The 17,003-nt window shown below is 46.8% G+C and carries 15 protein-coding genes; 13 read left to right on the forward strand and 2 right to left on the reverse strand.

Annotated features, from left to right (window positions below; genetic code table 11):
- Nucleotides 1-20: 20 nt before the first annotated feature.
- Nucleotides 21-440, reverse strand: a complete 420-nt coding sequence (locus H9Q76_RS04910) for a stage V sporulation protein AB (protein WP_021984965.1) — start codon at nt 438-440, stop codon at nt 21-23.
- Entirely contained in the window at nt 430-1,086 is a 657-nt protein-coding gene (locus H9Q76_RS04915; RefSeq protein WP_021984964.1) for a stage V sporulation protein AA, read from the reverse strand. Before H9Q76_RS04915 ends, H9Q76_RS04910 begins: the two co-directional genes overlap by 11 nt.
- Nucleotides 1,087-1,260: 174 nt before the next feature.
- On the opposite strand from H9Q76_RS04915, the gene H9Q76_RS04920 reads away from it, so the two are divergent.
- The 13 genes from H9Q76_RS04920 (at nt 1,261) to H9Q76_RS04980 (ending at nt 17,003) form a co-directional block, all read left to right on the forward strand.
- Nucleotides 1,261-1,830, forward strand: a complete 570-nt coding sequence (locus tag H9Q76_RS04920) for a chorismate mutase (protein ID WP_249321765.1) — start codon at nt 1,261-1,263, stop codon at nt 1,828-1,830.
- 12 nt (nt 1,831-1,842) lie between these two features.
- Complete coding sequence (locus H9Q76_RS04925; RefSeq protein ID WP_118545119.1) at nt 1,843-3,168, forward strand: dihydroorotase; 1,326 nt, start codon at nt 1,843-1,845, stop codon at nt 3,166-3,168.
- 82 nt (nt 3,169-3,250) lie between these two features.
- Entirely contained in the window at nt 3,251-4,177 is a 927-nt protein-coding gene (pyrF, locus tag H9Q76_RS04930) for an orotidine-5'-phosphate decarboxylase (RefSeq protein ID WP_249321766.1), read from the forward strand.
- 21 nt (nt 4,178-4,198) lie between these two features.
- Nucleotides 4,199-4,963 (forward strand): dihydroorotate dehydrogenase electron transfer subunit, encoded by a 765-nt coding sequence (locus H9Q76_RS04935; RefSeq protein WP_249321767.1) that lies wholly within the window; start codon nt 4,199-4,201, stop codon nt 4,961-4,963.
- Complete coding sequence (locus H9Q76_RS04940) at nt 4,963-5,865, forward strand: dihydroorotate dehydrogenase (protein WP_249321768.1); 903 nt, start codon at nt 4,963-4,965, stop codon at nt 5,863-5,865. The genes H9Q76_RS04935 and H9Q76_RS04940 overlap by 1 nt, the downstream gene beginning before the upstream one ends.
- Entirely contained in the window at nt 5,866-6,195 is a 330-nt protein-coding gene (locus H9Q76_RS04945; protein ID WP_177983952.1) for a hypothetical protein, read from the forward strand. It begins immediately after the preceding gene.
- 27 nt (nt 6,196-6,222) lie between these two features.
- Complete coding sequence (locus H9Q76_RS04950; RefSeq protein WP_249321769.1) at nt 6,223-8,319, forward strand: aminopeptidase; 2,097 nt, start codon at nt 6,223-6,225, stop codon at nt 8,317-8,319.
- Between the two features lie 93 nt (nt 8,320-8,412).
- Nucleotides 8,413-9,252: a formate/nitrite transporter family protein gene (locus tag H9Q76_RS04955; RefSeq protein ID WP_117780964.1), complete on the forward strand. Its 840-nt coding sequence runs from the start codon at nt 8,413-8,415 to the stop codon at nt 9,250-9,252.
- A 25-nt stretch (nt 9,253-9,277) separates the two neighbouring features.
- Nucleotides 9,278-10,468, forward strand: a complete 1,191-nt coding sequence (locus H9Q76_RS04960) for a phosphopentomutase (RefSeq protein WP_118734019.1) — start codon at nt 9,278-9,280, stop codon at nt 10,466-10,468.
- A 51-nt stretch (nt 10,469-10,519) separates the two neighbouring features.
- Nucleotides 10,520-11,995, forward strand: coding sequence for a thymidine phosphorylase (locus H9Q76_RS04965; protein WP_117780962.1), 1,476 nt, complete (start codon nt 10,520-10,522; stop codon nt 11,993-11,995).
- 21 nt (nt 11,996-12,016) lie between these two features.
- Complete coding sequence (locus tag H9Q76_RS04970) at nt 12,017-15,661, forward strand: CAP domain-containing protein (RefSeq protein ID WP_249321770.1); 3,645 nt, start codon at nt 12,017-12,019, stop codon at nt 15,659-15,661.
- A gap of 41 nt (nt 15,662-15,702) precedes the next feature.
- The gene (purE, locus tag H9Q76_RS04975) at nt 15,703-16,191 is read left to right on the forward strand and encodes a 5-(carboxyamino)imidazole ribonucleotide mutase (RefSeq protein WP_021984952.1); all 489 of its coding nucleotides are present in this window, start codon (nt 15,703-15,705) and stop codon (nt 16,189-16,191) included.
- 128 nt (nt 16,192-16,319) lie between these two features.
- Complete coding sequence (locus H9Q76_RS04980; protein ID WP_021984951.1) at nt 16,320-17,003, forward strand: PspA/IM30 family protein; 684 nt, start codon at nt 16,320-16,322, stop codon at nt 17,001-17,003.

A 17,003-nucleotide genomic window follows, 5' to 3' on the forward strand; every position in this document is an offset into this window, starting at 1 on the left:
ATAACTCCTTTCGCTATAATTTAAGAAGGGAAAAACAGAATCTGCCAGGCGCAGCCGAGTGCTTTTCCGATGGCAGCCGCGGCAATCACATAAGGGAGCCATGTCCGCACGCCCAAACGGCGGGATAGAATTGGCATGACCTGTAAGGTTTCTGCTAAAGCACCGGCGAGACACCCGATAAAAATGCCGCCAAACAGATTGAAGATGCTGAATCCTGCCAGCCCGATCGGAATCCGGAGTCCGAACAGATACGCAGCATTTCCAATCGTGACACCGGCGATGATCAAAGCTTCAATCCGGTGGACACCTTTGCCGGATTTCATCTGCTCTGCCAGTTTATCGAAGATACCAAGCATCGTGATAAATGCGACAAAACCAGCGGAAACAGCACTTCCGGCACAGATACAAAAGAAACAGTAAGCAATCGTTTTAATCAACATCGAGACTCGTTCCCTCCCGTGCGCTGTCTACAACGATTGCATCGTTGACATCCCGCTCATATAATCGCATCTGTACCTGCAGCGGTGTCGGATCATCGGCTTTCTTGTGGTTCAGACCGTGATTGAAGAAGAGCAGCATACCGAAGAACAGCCCGACACAGTAAAACAGAATGCCAAATCGATATCCGGCAGTGGTTGCACTTGCCTGCGTTCCAGTAAACATCTGATACAGATCCTGCAGCAGATCAATGGCACCGACGTCCCCGTTGTAGGACATGATCGAATAGGCGGTTCCGAAAAAGGCGAGCAGCATCAGAAATGCGGCTTTTATTTTTCCGGTTCGTTTGTGTCCGTCGCTTAAGTTCCGATAGTAGACGACGCATTCCTGGCTGCCAATATTCTGGACAGTCACGGATTTATCGTATTTCAGAATTTCTCCAATGATTGCAAGGGCATTGACGACTAATTGCCCCTGCTCGTTGTCACGAAATGTAAACAGCTTGATTTTTTTCACGTCGTGCATGATATCCGGCTGGCTGCAAAAGACGGAAGCAATATCTTCAATGTGTACCTGCTTGGACGCAACCATCGTGCTTGCATCGAGGGAAAGATATACGGTTGTTTCTGCGTGCTCTGTTTGATTCATAATACATTCCCTTCCATTTTCTGATTGATTTGATATATATGGATAGTATGAGAATTTTTTGCAGGGATATCCTGTTAAATTCTAGCAAGAACATTTCTTTTTTTGTCGACTTATGGTAAAATAAAAAATAATTATGGTTTGAAAAAGGATTCAGGAAGGAATACAAATCAGAATATGGAATTAGATCAGATACGAAAACAGATCAACGCGGTGGATGATGCGATGCATCGCTATTTTACGGATCGCCTGCGCTGCTCGGAAGATGTGGCAGAAGCGAAGCTTCAAACGCAGGACAGCGTATACAAACCAGAGCGCGAAAAGCAGGTGTACGCACGTTTCCCCGGTGATGCAGATGAGGAAAAACTGTACCGTCTGTATGTGCGGAAGGTTATGCAATTATCGCGGTATCATCAGTATGGAATCTTCCTTGGAAAAGGAAATGTGGATACGGAATTTGAGACGCAGTATAGATCAGTTCAGACAGCGATAAACGAAAGAGACACCACAGATGCATCTGTGAAGATCGAGCTGACACCCGATCCACAGGCGGAACAGGGGATGTCTATACAGGATATGCTTTCCGTACTTGGCGACTTCGGAACCGAAGTGACTGCATTGCAGTACGAAGGCAGTAAAGTAAGTGTAACCGTGCGTGTTTCCGGTACGGATGCACTCGAATCACAACGAAGGTTATTCTACATGTTATACAAGGAAAGTGTGACGTATAAGATGTATGTAGTATAAATACACAGGAGGATTATTATGCTCATAGTTGATGGTCACGTCGTCGATCCTGCAACCGGGTTGCACGAGATCGCAGACGTATTGATTGAACAGGATTGTATAAAGAAGATTTACGTGCGAAGCCGCGGCGAGCAGGCAGATTACAACGAAGCCCAGGAAAATGGACATCTTGTGATCGATGCAAAGGGTAAATATGTAATGCCGGGCTTTATTGATCTGCATGTACATTTTCGTGATCCGGGACTGACATACAAGGAAGACATCATTACCGGTTCGCGTGCAGCAGCCGCGGGTGGTGTGACGACAGTCTGTGCGATGCCAAACACAAAACCGGTTGTCGATAACGTGGAAGTATTGCAGGATATTTTGCAACGTGCGGAGCATGCATATGTGCATGTGAAGCAGCTTTCCTCTATTACGAAAGGGATGGAAGGAAAAGAACTTGTCGATATGGAAGCGATGTTAAAGGCAGGCGCTGTTGCATTTTCCGAAGATGGAAAAAGTGTTATGGATATCCGTGTCTACCGCGAGGCGATGAAGAAGGCAGCCGAGCTTGGTGCAGTGATCATGGCGCACTGCGAGGACAAGGATCTCGTTGGAAAAGGCGTGTTAAATGAGGGCGTTGCATCCGAGAAGTTCGGTGTGCCGGGTATTCCGAATTCCGTGGAGGATGTCATCACCGCGCGTGATATTTTTCTTGCGCATGAGACAGGGGCGAAGCTTCATATCTGCCATTGTTCCACAATTGGAACGGTCGAGCTTATGCGGATGGCGAAGCGGCTTGGCGCGCATGTCACAGCCGAAGTTTGTCCGCATCATTTCACATTGACGGATGCAGATATCAAGGAAGCCAACAGCAACTACAAGATGAATCCGCCACTCCGGACAGAGAAGGATGTAAAGGCACTGGTGGAAGGACTGGTAGACGGAACGATGCCTGCAATCTCTACCGATCATGCACCACATTCCGCAGAAGAGAAGGCTCAGTTCTTTGATAAGGCACCATTTGGAATCGTCGGATTAGAGACGTCTGCCGCACTTACGTATACGGCACTTGTAGCACCTGGCCTTATGGATATCATGGATATGGCGACGAAGATGAGCTACAATCCTGCGAAGATCATCGGCATCGATGACAAGTACGGAAGACTGACACCGGGAGCGAAGGCGGACATCGTAATCTTCGATCCGGAAGAAACATGGGTCGTTGATCCGATTAAGTTTGAATCGAAGGGACACAATACCCCATATACCGGACAGACATTAGTTGGAAAAGTTCTGACGACCATCGTAGATGGTGAGCTTCGTTACAATGGAGCAATTATAGAAGACCAATAGGAGGCGGCCATGGAACGAAGTTCCATTCAGGATGACGCCGCCGATCTGCCGTGAGGACACAAATTATTAGGAGGACAAATAAATGATTAACGAATTAGTAGCACAGATTGAGAAGAAGGACGCACCAATCGTAGTTGGATTAGACCCGATGCTTTCCTATGTACCGGAGTATATCCAGAAGAAAGCATTTTCTGAGTATGGAGAAACCTTAAAAGGTGCAGCCGAGGCAATCTGGGAATACAATAAAGGAATTATCGATGCAACTTACGATCTGATTCCGGCGGTGAAACCGCAGATCGCAATGTATGAGCAGTTTGGAATCGAGGGACTCATTGCATTCCACAAGACCTGTGCATATGCAAAGGAGAAGGGACTTGTAATCATCGGCGACATCAAGCGTGGTGACATCGGATCTACATCAACGGCATATGCAGTCGGACATCTTGGCAAGGTGCAGGTAGGAAGCAAAGAATATGCTGGATTCGATGAGGATTTCGTGACAGTCAATCCATATCTTGGAACCGATGGTGTGAAGCCATTTGTGGATGTATGCAAGCAGTACAATAAGGGTATCTTCGTACTTGTGAAGACATCCAATCCATCTTCCGGCGAGTTCCAGGATCAGCTTATTAATGGCCGTCCATTGTACGAGCTTGTTGCAGAGAAAGTCGTTGAGTGGGGTGAAGCCTGCATGGGCGATACATATAGCAATGTCGGATGTGTGGTTGGTGCGACATATCCGGAGATGGGTAAGATACTCCGGAAGCTGATGCCGAAGACATACATCCTTGTACCGGGCTACGGTGCACAGGGCGGTAAGGCAGCAGATCTCGTACATTACTTCAATCCGGATGGACTTGGCGCGATCGTCAACTCTTCCCGTGGCATCATCGCTGCTTACAAGCAGGACAAATACGCATCTTTCGGTGAGACCGGATATGCAGATGCGAGCCGCCAGGCAGTCAAGGACATGATCGCCGACATTAACGGCGCCAGAGCAAACCGTTAAGAGAATTAAGAGGAGTCGAAAATGGGAAAGATAAAGATGGAGGCGAAGATCATCCGTCAGGACGAGATCGCCACAGACATATATTCAATGGTGATACAGGCACCGGAGATTGCCAGCCAGGCAGTACCGGGACAGTTTATTGACTTGTATTCCGCAGACGGAAGCAAGCTGCTTCCACGTCCAATCAGTCTGTGTGAGATTGACCGTGCAGCAGGTACACTCCGGATCGTATATCGTATTGCAGGAAAGGGCACAAAGGAATTCTCGATGCTCACCTCCGATCATACGATCACGATACTCGGACCACTTGGAAACGGATTTACGAAGAAGGATAAGAAGGCAATCCTGATCGGCGGCGGAATCGGTATTCCACCGATGCTGCAGCTTGCGAAAGAGCTTACATGCGAGAAGTCAATCGTGCTTGGATTCCGTGATGAGGAATTCTTATCCGAGGAATTTGAACCATACGGAACGGTATACAAATCCAGCGACAACGGCACGATCGGTGTCAAAGGAACGGTTATGGATGCAATTCGCGAGTACGGCATCGAGGGCACAGAGATTTATGCCTGCGGACCAACACCGATGCTTCGTGCGATTCAGAGCTATGCACTGGAGCATGGCATCGAAGCACAGTTATCCTTGGAAGAGCGTATGGCATGCGGTGTGGGTGCCTGCCTTGCCTGCGTATGCAAGTCGAAGGAGATTGACGACCATTCACAGGTGAAGAATAAGCGTGTATGCAAGGATGGCCCTGTATTTTATGCTGAGGAGGTGGAGCTATAATGAATACAAAGGTAAGTATTGCAGGAGTGGAGCTTAAGAATCCAATCACTGTTGCATCCGGTACATTTGGCTCCGGTATGGAATACGACGAGTTCGTAGATTTAAATCTCCTTGGAGCCGTAACGACAAAGGGCGTGGCAAATGTTCCGTGGCCGGGGAATCCGACACCGCGTGTGGCAGAAACTTATGGCGGCATGATGAATGCGATTGGATTGCAGAACCCGGGAATTGACACATTTGTGAAACGGGATATCCCATTCTTAAAGGAGAAGGATACGAAGATCATCGTCAATGTGTGCGGCAAGAGCACAGAGGATTATCTGGATGTCGTAGAGCGGTTGGGCGATGAACCGGTTGACCTTCTGGAGATCAACGTATCGTGCCCGAACGTGAAAGAGGGTGGTATCGCATTTGGACAGGATCCAAAAGCCCTGTATGATATCACGAAGGCAATTAAGGCGAAGGCGAAGCAGCCAATCATCATGAAGCTTTCTCCGAATGTCACAGATATTACGGAGATGGCGAAGGCAGCCGAGGCAGCCGGAAGTGATGCACTTTCCCTGATTAACACCTTGACCGGAATGAAGATTGATATAAAGCGCCGTGCATTTGCAGTTGCAAACAAGACGGCTGGTGTATCCGGCCCGGCGATCCATCCGATTGCAGTGCGTATGGTATATCAGGTGGCAAATGCCGTGAAACTGCCAATCATCGGTATGGGAGGCGTGATGAATACAGAGGATGCATTGGAGATGATCATGGCTGGTGCAACCGCAGTTGCAGTTGGAACGGCGAATTTCCACAATCCATATGCAACCGTTGAGATTATAAAAGGAATTGAGGAATATATGCAGGCAAACGGGGTAGATGATATCAACACCCTGATTGGCTGTGTAAAATAAATGATTATGGGTTTGTTCAAGAAACGAAGATATTATTTTACAGATTCATCGTTTGCGAGCGATACGATTATCGCTGACTGCATGGGTGGAATCGCGCTGATTATCGAAGTTGTCAGTGTGATTGTGTCCATCGCGACGGCGGGGCATGTGCCGGAGGTATTCGGGTTATTGTATATCATCGCCATGCTGCTGTCGATCGTTGGAGAGATCTTTGCACGCATGGGTTTACAGTCCCAGAAGGGCGGCGTGCGTGGCAAGCGGATCTCCATCTGGCTGAACATCGTATCCTTTGTGGTTCCGGTCATAATCATTTTATTAGGCAGATTTTAAAGTCTTTGGACGAGGTAGGAGGAAACTATGAACGACGCGGATTTGCAGGAGCGTATGCAGCTTGCGATAGAACGAATCAGTGAAATAAAGGAAGAGGATCAGACAATCTGGGATACACTTGCGAAGATGGATGCAGGTGCGAAGAATCTCAAAACATATTTTGACAGTGTGGCAGAGTTTATTCTGTATGTGTATGACGTGTACGAGATTGTGTCACAGCCGGGTAAGATCGACCTTCCACTTTCGAAATTACAGGAGATCAATCACAATTTATATGCAGACATTTTGCCGGAGCATTATGACGCAAGCTTTGCAAACCCGGATTATGCCGTGGAAAAACTTGGTGAATATGGCAAATATTTATGTATGTTATACGCGGAGATCCGTGCTATGATTGCGTACGCGTATGAAGATGAGATGCAGGCGATGATTTCCCTGATGGAGCTTTTCTTAGAGGTGTATGGAATCTTTACTGCATCCGAAGGAGAGAAGCTTCCAGACGAGAAGGAGATCAAGGAAGCTATCTATTACTATATGTATGATTATGCGGATGTGCTTGTTGCAAGAAGAATCCGGGAGACGGTTACATGCGTGAATCCTTTTGCGTATGATATCATCATGCAGAGTGACCTTATGACACCGGATTATCTGTATGCGTACGGCGAATATATCGGTGAAAATGAGCTTCGGATGGCGCAGTATCTGGCGAAGCTTCCGGAGGAGAAGATCGAAAGTCTGGCATGCACGTATGTGCAGGGCTTTATCAAGGGCTTTGAGACGATGCGGATCGATATCAGCCCGAAGAAGTCTGTGAATATCCGCTATGCGATCGGACAGGAGCGCATGGTGAAAGCGGCAATCCAGATGTTTGAGAAAGAAGGTCTGGCATCAATACTGTTCCGGTATCCGGTCAGCCGTATGAACCGGAAGGCAACGATCCGTACCGGATATGCTGCGACACCGGCGAACAAGCAGTATGAGTATGACCATGCGGGCGATGATGCAGTGTTCTTCGACCGCGCGTTCATGGAGCGGAAGCTCGAAGTTATGGAGCAGACCTATGAGCAGGAGAAAGAAGCTGCGCTTGTCTATGCAGGTCCGGCGGTCATTGAGGTGTTCGGCGAAGATCCGTTCAGCCCGCAGACGAAGCCGACAGTCTGGAAATTATCCGACAAGCAGCAGAAGATGTCTGTGGAATATGCGTCGAAGGCGGCGGAGATCACAAATCATTACATTCCACATGACCAGTACAGCTTCACGATTATCGCATATCCAATCCCGGAGATTGGTGCGGATTTCGAGGAGATCTTCGATGCAGTTGTGGAAGTGAATACGCTCGATAATGAGAAATACAAATCCATCCAGCAGACGATGATTGATTGTCTCGATGATGCAGAATATGTACAGGTGCTTGGCAAGGGTGGCAACCAGACGGACATGAAGGTGATGCTGCACAAGATCGACCGCAAGACACAGACGAACTTCGAGAATTGTCTGGCAGATGTGAATATCCCGCTTGGTGAAGTATTTACTTCCCCGGTACTCAACGGTACGAAGGGAACGCTGCATGTGAGCCAGGTGTATTTGAACGAACTTAAATACACAGACTTGAAGCTTACCTTCGAGGATGGAAAGGTTGCTGATTATACCTGTAAGAACTTCGAGGATGAGGCAGAGAACAAGCGGCTTATCAAGGAGAATCTGCTATTCCACCATGAGACACTTCCAATCGGTGAATTCGCGATCGGTACGAACACGACGGCATATGCGATGGCAAGAAAATATGAAATCTTATACAAGCTCCCGATTCTGATTGTAGAGAAGATGGGACCGCATTTTGCAGTCGGTGATACATGTTACAGCTACAGCGAAGACAGTCGTCTGTACAACCCCGATGGTAGAGAGATCGTAGCGAAGGAAAATGAGTGCTCCGCACTGCGCAATTCAGAGGACAAGGAGGCGCGGGCAGGTGCATATTTTAACTGCCATACCGATATCACGATCCCATATGAGGAGATTGGAGGAATCTATGCCGTGAAGCCGGATGGCACAAAGACGGCAATCATTGAGGATGGAAGGTTTGTGCTTCCGGGTACAGAAGCACTGAATGAAGCACTGAAGTAAGCGTGCTAAGAGAAAGATTTCTGCGGAAGCCGGTTGTTGACTTCTGATAGAATATAAAAATTATAAAATGGAAGACACAGGAAGGAAGAAAAAATGGGTACGAAAAAGATCGGTGATCTGATTACAGATAACATGGGGGTATACGAAGGAAAAACAAAGCTTTCGTTCGGAAAGCTGGTATTGCTCGGTATGCTGGCAGGTGCTTTCATTGCGATTGGTGCATCGAGCAGCAGCGCGGCAGTTTACGGAATCAGCAATACAGGACTTGCGAAGTCATTAGCAGGTGCGATATTCCCGGTGGGATTGATGTTTGTTGTGCTGATTGGCGCAGAGCTTTTCACAGGTGACTGCCTGATGTCATTTGCTGTATTTGACAAGCGGATCAGGCTTCTCGATATGATTCGTGTATTGGTAGTTGTATTTATCACGAATCTGATCGGTGCGTGTATCGTAGTTGTTCTGGTAAACCGTTGTGGACAGCTTGATTATGGGAATGGCGCACTTGCAGCAGCGACGATCAAGACGGCTTATAATAAGATGAATTTAAGTTTCATGAAGGCATTTACATCTGGAATCATGTGTAACATCCTTGTATGTCTGGCAGTGCTTCTGGCAGGTGTATGTCAGGATGCGATTGGAAAGATCTTCGCATGTTTCTTCCCAATTTGGGCGTTTGTTATTGCAGGCTATGAGCACTGCGTGGCAAATATGTATTACATTCCTGCCGGACTTCTTGCAAAGCACGGTGAGGCATACTACAATGCGGCAATCATGGCAGGCATGACACCGGATCAGCTTAATTCGATGACAGTTGGTAAGTTCTTCCTGAACAACCTCCTTCCGGTAACACTTGGAAATATCGTGGGTGGAGTCGTATTTGTAGCGTTACCACTGTACCTGATTTACAGAAATAAAAACAAGGCAGAAGCATAGAACTTTTGCAGAAAGGACGTGAAATATGGCAAAACGTGTAATATGGATCGTACTTGACAGTGCAGGAATCGGAGAGGAACCGGATGCAGATAAGTTCGGCGATGTTGGCTCCGATACATTTGGACATATTTTAGAGACATATCCAGATGCAAAATTTGACAATCTGACGAAGCTTGGACTTCGTGCGATTGAGAACACATCGTTTTACGATGCAGCAACAAAGCAGGATGTGATCGGCGTGTATGGAAAGGCACAGGAGTTATCCAACGGCAAGGATACGACAACCGGACACTGGGAGATGATTGGGATTCATACAAAACATGCATTCCCGACGTATCCAAATGGATTCCCACAGGAGATTATCGATGCATTTATCGAGCAGACCGGTTGTGGAGCCATCTACGGAAACAAGGTCGCATCCGGCATTCCGATCATTGCAGAATATGGCGAGGAACACATGAAGACCGGATATCCGATCGTCTATACGTCGGCAGATTCGGTATTCCAGATCGCGGCGTCCGAGGAGAAGGTCGGACTTCCAAGATTGTATGAGATGTGTGAGATTGCAAGAAAGATTCTGGTTGGTGAACATGGCGTCGGACGTGTGATTGCAAGACCATTTGTACGAAAAGGCGATGGGTTCGAGCGTACGAGCAACCGGCGTGACTATGCGTTAGAACCGTCGGAACACAATGTGCTGGTGCATCTGGCAGATGCGGGCGTGCGGGTATGCGGAGTCGGTAAGATCAGTGATATCTTCCATGGCAGTGGCATCTGTGCGTCGGTGCATACGACCGGAAATACCGATGGCATGCAGAAGACGCTTGACTATATGCAGACAGAACCGGCGGGACTGATCTTCACGAATCTGGTTGATTTTGATATGAAATACGGACATCGAAGAGATACGCTTGGCTATAAGAATGCGCTCGAAGAATTCGATGCATGGCTGCCGAAACTGTATGCGCAGATGACGGACGAGGATATTTTGATCGTGGATGCGGATCACGGCTGTGATCCAACCTTTAAGGGAACCGATCACACACGGGAATATATTCCGATTCTGATGTATGGAAAGGGATTGAAGCAGGGAACGGATCTTGGCACAAGACCGACTTTTGCGGATATTGGAAAGACCGTGGAGGAGTACCTGCTTGGAAGCTGTGTGGATGATGAAAAGGCAATTGGGAAGAGTTTCCTGCAGGATATTATGTAGCATGATATGACAATCGCTAGGATGTATTTACGACACAGGGGGTGACGTAAGATGTATCGAATGTACGATATGATCATGAAGAAGCGGAACGGCGCAGAGCATACTGCAGATGAGATCCGTTTTATCGTGGAAGGGTTTACGAAGGGAGAAATCCCTGATTATCAGATGAGTGCGTGGCTGATGTGTGTCTACTACAAAGGCATGACGCACGATGAGACCTGCGCACTGACACATGCGATGGCGGAAAGCGGCGACCAGCTCAGTCTTGCAGCCATCCACGGTGTGAAGGTCGATAAGCACAGTACCGGAGGTGTCGGGGATAAGACGACATTTATCGTGGCTCCGATCCTCGCAAGTCTGGGGGTACCGGTTGCGAAGATGAGCGGCAGAGGACTTGGACACACGGGCGGTACGATTGATAAGTTAGAGGCGATTCCGGGTTTCTGTGTGAGTATCCCGGAGACAGAATTTATTGAACACGTCAATTCGATGAAGTTGGCGCTTGTCGGACAGACCGGAGATCTGGCACCGGCAGATAAGAAGATCTATGCGCTGCGCGATGTGACGGCGACAGTCGACAGTCTGCCGCTCATTGCATCTTCGATTATGAGCAAGAAGCTTGCGGCAGGTGCGGATGCAATCGTGCTGGATGTGAAATGTGGCAGCGGCGCATTTATGAAGAACGAAACAGATGCAAAGGCGTTGGCACAGATCATGGTTGATATCGGCAAATCTGCTGGCAGAACGTGTTATGGTGTGATTACGGATATGAACGAACCGCTCGGCTGCAAGGTTGGCAATGCGCTCGAAGTGATCGAGGCGGTGCAGGTGTTGTCGATGAAGGATGTGAAGCCATATCTCACATATGACACAAGCGGGGATACAGACGTGCAGAGCCGGTGTGATGCCTATAGTGCAATCGAAAATATAGCGCAACAGGGATATGGTGCGGACCGCACAGACAAGGCAGATTGTGCGGGGATGGAAAATTGTGCGGGCTACGACAGGCATGGTATTCACCGCCTGCTTACTGTATCACTCACATTGGCGGCATACATGTATATGGCGGCAGGAAAATCCGATGATTTTGAAGCTGCGAAGGCACAGTGTGAAAAAGCAATCGAGAGCGGTGCGGCACTTGCCAAGTTCAAAGAGTTTGTGGAAGCACAGGGTGGCGATGGCACATACATCGACGATGTGAACAAATTCCGGCTCGCGGCAAACTGTGTTCCGATCGTCTGTGAAGAGGATGGATATCTGGCAGCCTGCAACACAAGCGAGGTTGGCATGGTGAACCTCATCTTAGGCGGCGGACGTGCAACGAAGGACAGCACGATCAACCTAGGTGTCGGGCTGGATATCAGAAAACATCTGGGCGACGCAGTGCGAAAAGGCGACGTGCTTGCTTATATGTATATCGATGATATGGGTGTATTCGAAGAAGCAAAGAAACGGTTGCTTGGGGCATATACGGTTGAGCAGAGACAAATAAAACCAGAGAAACTTGTGAAAGATATAGTGGTGTAGGGAAAATTACAGGAGGGGCGAATGAAAAAACGTAGAGGGAAGAGACTTGTTGCATATATCATTGCATTTGCAATGATATTCAGTATGGGTATGACGGAACTGTCGCCAATCGCAGAGGCGGCACAGTACACAATACTGGAGACGGATGTAAGTGCGCCATCGACAGGATGTACGATGTTCGGGGTGTATGGAACGTATTATGTAGATGCACAAAATGCATTGAACCGGATTAATGAAATAAGAAAAGAAGCATGCGAGGCAGGAAATGTACCAGATCCGAGAAATTCAAACCGGATGCTTACGGCATCCGATTATGTACCAATCAAATGGTCGACCGATCTGGAGCGGATTGCGAGAATCCGTGCGGTGGAAGGTGGATTGTGTTTCGGATTTGTGGGAAGTGGACATAACCGTCTGAATGGGAAAGGCTTGAGTACTGTAAAATACAATGGTGTATCAACATATGCCGAAGTGTTAGCGTATAATTGGAATAAGGGAAATCTGGTATCGGGGATTAACCAGTGGTATGACGAGAAATCTGACTGGGTAAAGCAGACATCAGATGCCGTAACCGGTCACTATACAAGCATGATTGATCCAAGGAATACCTATGTTGGACTGGGGGATTTTTATACAACTGCCTCTGGTTATCCGAATACGTTAGCGGGTGAGTTTAACAGCACTTCCCAGAGCTTAAGCCAGTCTGCCTTATCAGGACATACAGATATTATGCAGAAAGTCGAAGTAAAAGACGCATATATCAACAAGTATTATCTTAAGGGGGAAGCAACACAGTATTTAGGAGAAACGCAGAAACTCACACCGATGGTTCATCTGGTAAATGGATCAGAGACTCTTGATCTCTGGGTGATTGATACTGTTACATACACATCCTCTGATACAACAGTAGCAAGCGTGACAGCGGATGGAGTAGTTACTGCAAAGAAAGCCGGAACTACAACGATTACTTGCAAAAAAGGAAGTACCGTACTTTGTACATTTAGTCTTACTGTGAGCTGTAATCATAATAAAGTATTGCAGTCAACAGTTCAACCAACGTGTCAGACAACCGGAGAGAACATATACAAGTGTTCAAAATGCGGGATGACCATAAAAGAAACAATAGAAAAAGCACCACATTCCTACGTCTATGGTACGGCTGACAGTACAGGCAAGGCAACCGGTGTCTGCTCTTTCTGTAACGCAACGATTACGATTGTTCCTCCGACATCAATGTTGTTATGTTGGAGAAATAGTGAATCGTCGGATAGTTATTATCATCTAAGTGTACCAACTGAAAATTCAGTAGGTTCAAATATTTTGTGTTATGTAAAAGATGTGAATGGAGATAGCGGTTATCGAGATGTTATGTTTGAAAGCTCAGATGACAGTATTGTAGAGGCTCCCAAAAAGAGTATTGTACAACCGAACGATGCTGTTTTGAAAGTGAAAAAAGCAGGAATTGTTACGATTTCTGTATACCCAAAATACAACCCTTCTATAAAAAGATCCTACACAATTCGAGTAGGAGCAACTGGATCGGTAGATATCAGTAATGCGGTAGTGACACTGGCGAAGACGTCTATATCATGTGGAACAAGTACATCTGCGGTTGCTCCAACAGTAACTTATAATGGCATTAAGCTGACAAGCGGAACAGATTATACCGTGAGTCATTCGACGAGTGGAACAACAGGTACATGCAAGATTACGGGTAAAGGCATCTTTTCAAAATCAGTTGAGAAAACATACACCATTACACATACATATGTGAATGATCCGACAGTAACAGGAGCATTAAAAAGCAATGCAACGTGTACGAAGAAAGCAACATATTACAAGAGCTGTTCCAACTGTAAAAAGCTAAGTACAGAGACTTTTGAATCTGGCAGTCTGGCAGCACATTCTTATACGGTACAGCATGTAGATACAGCGCATTTCGCGAGTGCAGCAACCTGTGAAAAGCCGGCAGCGTATTATTATAGCTGTGCGGGATGTGGACAGAAGGGAACGACAACATTTTATAGCGGAGACAAACTGAACCATCAGTATACACAGAAAGTTCAGACGGAAGCTGCGTTAAAGGAACCGGCAAATTGCGTATCGCCGGCAATTTATTATTATAGTTGTGCGAGATGCGGAGCAGTAGATAAGTCTGCAAATGCAAAAACGTATACATATGGTACGGCAGGGGATCATTCTTATACTAAAAAGATAATATCCGATACATATCTTGCAAGTGCAGCGAATTGTTCATCATCAGCCAGATATTACTATGCATGTAGTGGATGTAATGAGAAGGGAGATGTGCAATATTCGTATGGAAAAGCATTGGGGCATGCGTATTCTGTAAAGCATATATCTGATGCTTACATGGCAAGTGCAGCAACATGTACGTCACCGGCAACATATTATTACGAGTGCAGTCGGTGCGGAAAAACAGGTACAGATGTGTTTACGTATGGTGATAAATTGCCGCATCAATTTACGGCGAAGATAGTAAGCAATACAACGAAAAAGTCGGATGCAACCTATGATTCGCCAGCTGTGTACTATTATAGCTGTTCACAGTGTGGCGCGGTAAGTGGAAGCAGTACATTTACATATGGAACTACAGTACCAAGACCAACGGTAATTCCACAAGTAGATGTCAGCTACAAGACGCATATCCAGACATATGGTGATTCCCAACCGGCAATGTCAAATGGCTGGATGGCAGGTACAAGTGGTGAAGCAAAACGATTGGAAAATATATGGGTGCGTGTATCCGGAAATGCGAATCTTGGTGTACAGTACACTACACATTGCCAGACGTATGGATGGCTGCCGTGGTCTGCAAATGGCGAGAAAAACGGAACGAGCGGTGAGGCAAAACGTTTAGAAGCAATCAAAATCCGTCTGACCGGAGCAGATAAAGATAACTATGATATTTATTATCGTGTACATGCACAGTCATTCGGCTGGCTTGCATGGGCAAAAAATGGGGAACCATCCGGAACAGCAGGGTATGGAAAGCGGTTGGAAGGAATTCAGATTGTTGTAGTGAAGAAAGGAGAATCGGCGCCAGGACAATCGTATGCGAATGTGAATCCGTCATCTGTGAATACCCGTGCTTATGTTGCTTTGCAGAATGGTTCGATTCAGATTCCGGGGGATGCGTATAACGCCAATATAATGTATAAGACCCATGTACAATCCTTTGGCTGGCAGACATGGAAAACCAACGGACAGATGTCCGGAACCAGCGGCAAGGCAAAGCGGTTGGAAGGAATCAATATCAAGTTGTCGAACGCATCATATTCAGGTGGTGTAAGGTACACAACGCATGTACAATCTTATGGATGGCAGGGAAATGAAAATGATCCGAATACATGGAGAAATGATGGAGAAATGTCCGGTACAAGCGGACAGGCAAAACGATTAGAAGCAATCCGGATTTCGCTCTATGGAGAGATGGCAGAACACTATGATATTTATTACCGCGTACATGCACAGTCGTTTGGCTGGCTGTCGTGGGCAAAAAACGGAGAAGCATCCGGAACTGCCGGACTGGCAAAAAGACTGGAAGGTATACAAATCATATTGGTTCCAAAGGGATCTCCGGAACCCGGAAGAACATACGATAACATAACAGCAACAAATACTGTTTCCTTTATCAGGAGATAGTGATACAATACAATATATTTAACATCAAGGAGGCAGAACAAATGAGAGTAGCAGTGATTATGGGTTCCACAAGTGATCTTCCAAAGGTAGAGCCAGCAATTAAGATTCTGAAGGACTATGGCGTACAGGTTGATGTGCGATGCCTGTCAGCACACCGTGCACATGCAGGACTTTCCGCATTTATCGAGGAAGCAAACGGAAATGGCACAGAAGTGTTTATTACAGCCGCAGGTATGGCAGCCGCACTTCCGGGCGTTGTTGCAAGCCAGACGGTTCTTCCGGTTATCGGTGTTCCAATCTCCGGTTCCGTACTCGATGGACAGGACGCACTTTACTCTATCGTGCAGATGCCATCCGGAATTCCGGTTGCAACCGTAGCAATCAATGGTGCAAAGAATGCCGCATATCTCGCATTGCAGATCATCGGTGTACAGCATAAGGAAGTGCAGGAAAAGCTCCTTGCAGAGAGAAAGCAGATGGAAGAAAGCGCCATGAAGGCAAACGAAGAAGTGATTGCAAAATACAACTAAGACAAGTTGCAGAGACAACACCAATTTTTAACAAAATTCCATTTTACTTTACTATCTTTATCAAGTATAATAAAAGCAACGTGGATTTCACGGTATGAAGATGAGAATTATAGGAGGGTTTTATTACAATGGGAATTTTACAGAGATTTAAAGACATTATGGCTTCAAATATCAATGCACTTCTCGATAAGGCAGAAGATCCGGAGAAGATGATTGATCAGACACTTCGCAACCTGACGAAGGATCTGGCAGAAGTGAAGAAGGAAACAGCTGCCGTTATGGCAGATGAGCAGAGATGCAAGCGTGAGCTTGATGAAGTGAATTCTGAGATTACAAAGATGCAGGCATACGCAGAGAAGGCACTTCTTGCCGGAAACGAAGCAGATGCCATGAAGTTCTTAGAGCAGAAGAACCAGCTTACAGCGAAGCAGGCAAGCTTGCAGCAGACCTATGATGTTGCAGCTGCAAATGCGATGAAGATGCGTCAGATGCATGACAAGCTTGTGACAGATATCAACCAGCTTGACTCCCGCCGTGATGCAATCAAGGCGAAGATGAAGGTTGCTAAGACTCAGGATCGTCTGAACAAGATGACGAACAATCTGTCAGATTCAGCAAGCAGCATGGCTGCCTTTGATCGTATGGAAGCAAAGGCGAACGCAATGCTTGATCAGGCAAATGCCATGACCGAATTAAATCAGACAACACAGGAGAGTGGTATCGACAGTTTAGCAGCCAAGTATGATGCAGCTCCAAATGCAGCTGTACAGGATGAGCTGGCAGCGATGAAGGCAAAGTTAGGTTTACAGTAA

The sequence above is a fragment of the Wujia chipingensis genome (assembly GCF_014337155.1).
Lineage (GTDB): Bacteria > Bacillota > Clostridia > Lachnospirales > Lachnospiraceae > Coprococcus_C > Coprococcus_C hominis.